Origin of the sequence: Paraburkholderia sp. RL17-347-BIC-D (assembly GCF_046027915.1) — a bacterium.
Taxonomy (GTDB): domain Bacteria; phylum Pseudomonadota; class Gammaproteobacteria; order Burkholderiales; family Burkholderiaceae; genus Paraburkholderia.
Genome location: NZ_JARESS010000146.1, coordinates 1 through 2982 on the forward strand (window position 1 = coordinate 1; position 2982 = coordinate 2982).

The following is a 2982-nucleotide window of genomic DNA, read 5'->3' on the forward strand; positions in this document are numbered from 1 at the left end:
CGATGCACCCCGTCAGGCCTATCAATCACTGGGCCTGAGCGTATTGTTAAGAGCGGCAACCGCCGGCAACGATCTGACGGCAATCGGCGTGAGTCTGCTCGAGTACGCGCAGCGCCATGACGGTCCAGACGCACTACTCGATCTCTCGCTGGTGTTGGAGATGAAATATGAAAAGCAGGCCGCGCTTGCCGTTCAGCAGCAGGCATTGCAGATGCGCCGACTGTACCGGATCAGAAAGGCCAGCACCGAAAATCCATCGCTGAAGTTGCTCGTGCTGAAGGCGCCCGGCGACCTGATGGCGAATACGCCGTTCGAGTGCCTTCTTGAGTATGCCGACTTGCAGATCGACGTGCTTTATGTCGACGGACACACCGCGCAGGAACGCGGTTTGCCGGAGCACGACGTCGTGTTGGTGGCGGCGTGCGCGCTGGATAAAAACGCGGCAGCGCTCACTCGGATCGCCGCGTTGTTGCGCACGACAAAGAAGCGCGTGCTCAACAAGCCCGAAGGCATTGCGCACACGACGCGCGATGCTGCCTACGCGCTGCTGGGACGTGTCCCGGGCATCTGTATGGCGCCAACGAGACGCGTCTCGCGCGTTCAAATGCTGGATCTGCTCGCAGGTCGTTCCGACCACCTCTTCATGCTGGACGCGAACTATCCGCTCATCATCCGCCCGGTCGAATCGCATGCTGGCGATGGGTTGGAGCGCGTTTCATCCGCTTCGGAACTCGTTGATTACCTTGATCGTTCGGCTGTTGCCGAGTTCTACGTCGCACCCTTCATTGACTACAGTAGTGCAGACGGTCTGTTCCGAAAGTACCGGATCGTGATGGTCGATATGACGCCCTTTGTGTGTCATATGGGCATTTCGGCGCACTGGATAGTTCACTATCCATACGCGGAAATGATCGCGCATCCTGAGCGTCGGGGTGAAGAGGAACGTCTAATGAGCAATTTTGACACGACCTTTGCGGTGCGCCATCGTGGAGCTTTGCGGGCTATAGTCGAGCTGACAGGTCTGGACTACGTCGGATTCGACTGCGCCGAAACGGAGGACGGAAGGTTGCTCATTTTCGAAATCGCGACAGGTATGGTCGTGCACGATATGGATGACGCGGCCTTCTTTCCGTACAAACTTCCGCAAATGCGCCGCGTGTTCAGTGCATTTCATCAAATGCTGATCAGTGCGCGCACGGTGCGGACTGCCGCCACCATCACACAACAATGTCAATCAGAATGAATTCCAATGTTTTGAATTTTTCAGGTGGTCCTGGCGCGCTGCCTGAAATGGTTCTGGAGCAGACTCGTACTGCCATCGTCGCTTTGCCGGAGACGGGCATTTCCGTGCTCGGTATGAGTCACCGTTCGGACTGGTTCCGTTCGATCCTGGCCGAAGCGGAAATGAACCTGCGGGAGTTGCTCGGAATCTCGGACGAATACGCCGTCACGTTCCTGCAGGGCGGCAGCAGTCTGCAATTTGCCACGATTCCTATGAACTTTGCGACGCCTGCGCATGCGCCGCCCGAATATGTGACGTCTGGCTATTGGAGTGGCAGAGCTACCGCCGAGGCCGCGAAGCTAGCGATCAGAAAAGTCGCATGGGACGGCCGCGAAACGGGCTATCGACAACTTCCCGAACTTCAGGATCTGGATATCAATCCGTCGGCCGCATATTTGCACTACGTCTCAAATGAGACGGTTGAGGGCCTGCAGTTTCCGCTCTGGGAGAATGCAACGAGCGTCCCGCTCATTGCGGATGTCCTCGGACTTTTTGTCGAGGCCGTTTCGCTCAGATCACTACTCGGTGATCTACGCGCATGCCCAGAAGAACCTGGGTCCGGCCGGCGTGACAGTGGCGGTGATTCGCCGCGAACTGCTTGAACGGATTCCGGACGGGCTGCCGGCTATTCTGGATTTTCGCACGCATATTTCTCACGGCTCGAACTACAATACGCCGCCCGTGTTTGCGATCTATGTGCTGAACCTGGTGTCACGCTGGCTGCGCACTGAAGTTGGCGGGCTGGAAACCATGCAAGCGATCAACGTACGAAAGGCGCAGTGTCTCTATGGCGCTCTAGACGCAATGCAAGATGCGGTCTCCATTCACGCGGCGCCTCGCTGGCGGTCGCAGATGAACGCAGCATTCACGTTCGGTGATGCCCGGCTGGACGATGCGTTCATCGCTGTAGCGGGCGAACGAGGCATGGTCGGTCTCGAAGGACATCGTTCGATCGGTGGGTTGAGAGTGTCGCTCTACAACGCGGTGACGGAAAATGCCGTAAAAAGTCTCGCCGACGCGTTGCTGGAGTTCGCGCGGCGCCGGGCCTGAGCACAAGCGAGGTAAAAGGTTCGCAGTGATTCGTGGGGGTGTCGCTTTCAAAAACCAGTTCCCGCTCAGCGTCAGACGCCTGCTCATGGTGCCCCGCGAGGACAGCCAGCCAACGGGAGACGGAGCATGCCATCAGCCGGCAGTATGCAGGCCGCGCGTCAACGAGGAGGTGCCGGTCCCAGAATGGCACGATCAGCACTTAGGCCAAGCACACGGCGTTGTCTGCGCCTATCCCACCATGTCAAATGGAGAGTGCACGCCGACGCGCGCGTGCGCCCATGCCACGGCCAGACTGGCGAGCAGGCTATGCCGTAGCGCGTGAGTTCGACGAACAATAAGCTCAGTGCGACGCGCGCAAAGACGGAGAGTTCCGAGGCCGTCATCAAACGGTTTTCGACCGGTTTGCCGCCGGGCGGACGCGCGGGCGAGGGGAGTGTGTTCAGGCTGGCGGTTGGGTTTGGAGTTTGACCGTGCTGCGCGTGAGGCCGAGATTCAGGCGTGACGTTACCGGGCCGGGATCACGACGCGCCGTGCTTGACGGTATGATTTCACCGTCAACGCGCACGCGGAGCAACCGATGCGAATCCTGGTGATCGAGGACGAGCTGAAAACAGCGGCCTACCTCAAGAAAGGCCTGGAAGAATCCGGCC

The 2982-nt window shown here is 58.9% G+C and carries 1 protein-coding gene and 2 pseudogenes; all 3 read left to right on the forward strand.

Going from position 1 to position 2982, the window contains the following annotated elements; all coding sequences use genetic code 11:
- On the forward strand, positions 1-1243 hold a 1243-nt coding region (locus P0D96_RS47685), incomplete at its 5' end, for an ATP-grasp domain-containing protein (RefSeq protein ID WP_408321255.1).
- Positions 1240-2332, forward strand: a pseudogene (gene serC / locus P0D96_RS47690) (3-phosphoserine/phosphohydroxythreonine transaminase). The gene P0D96_RS47685 and the pseudogene serC, both read left to right, overlap by 4 nt.
- Before the next feature lie 577 nt (positions 2333-2909).
- Positions 2910-2982, forward strand: a pseudogene (locus P0D96_RS47695) (DNA-binding response regulator); the annotation flags it as partial.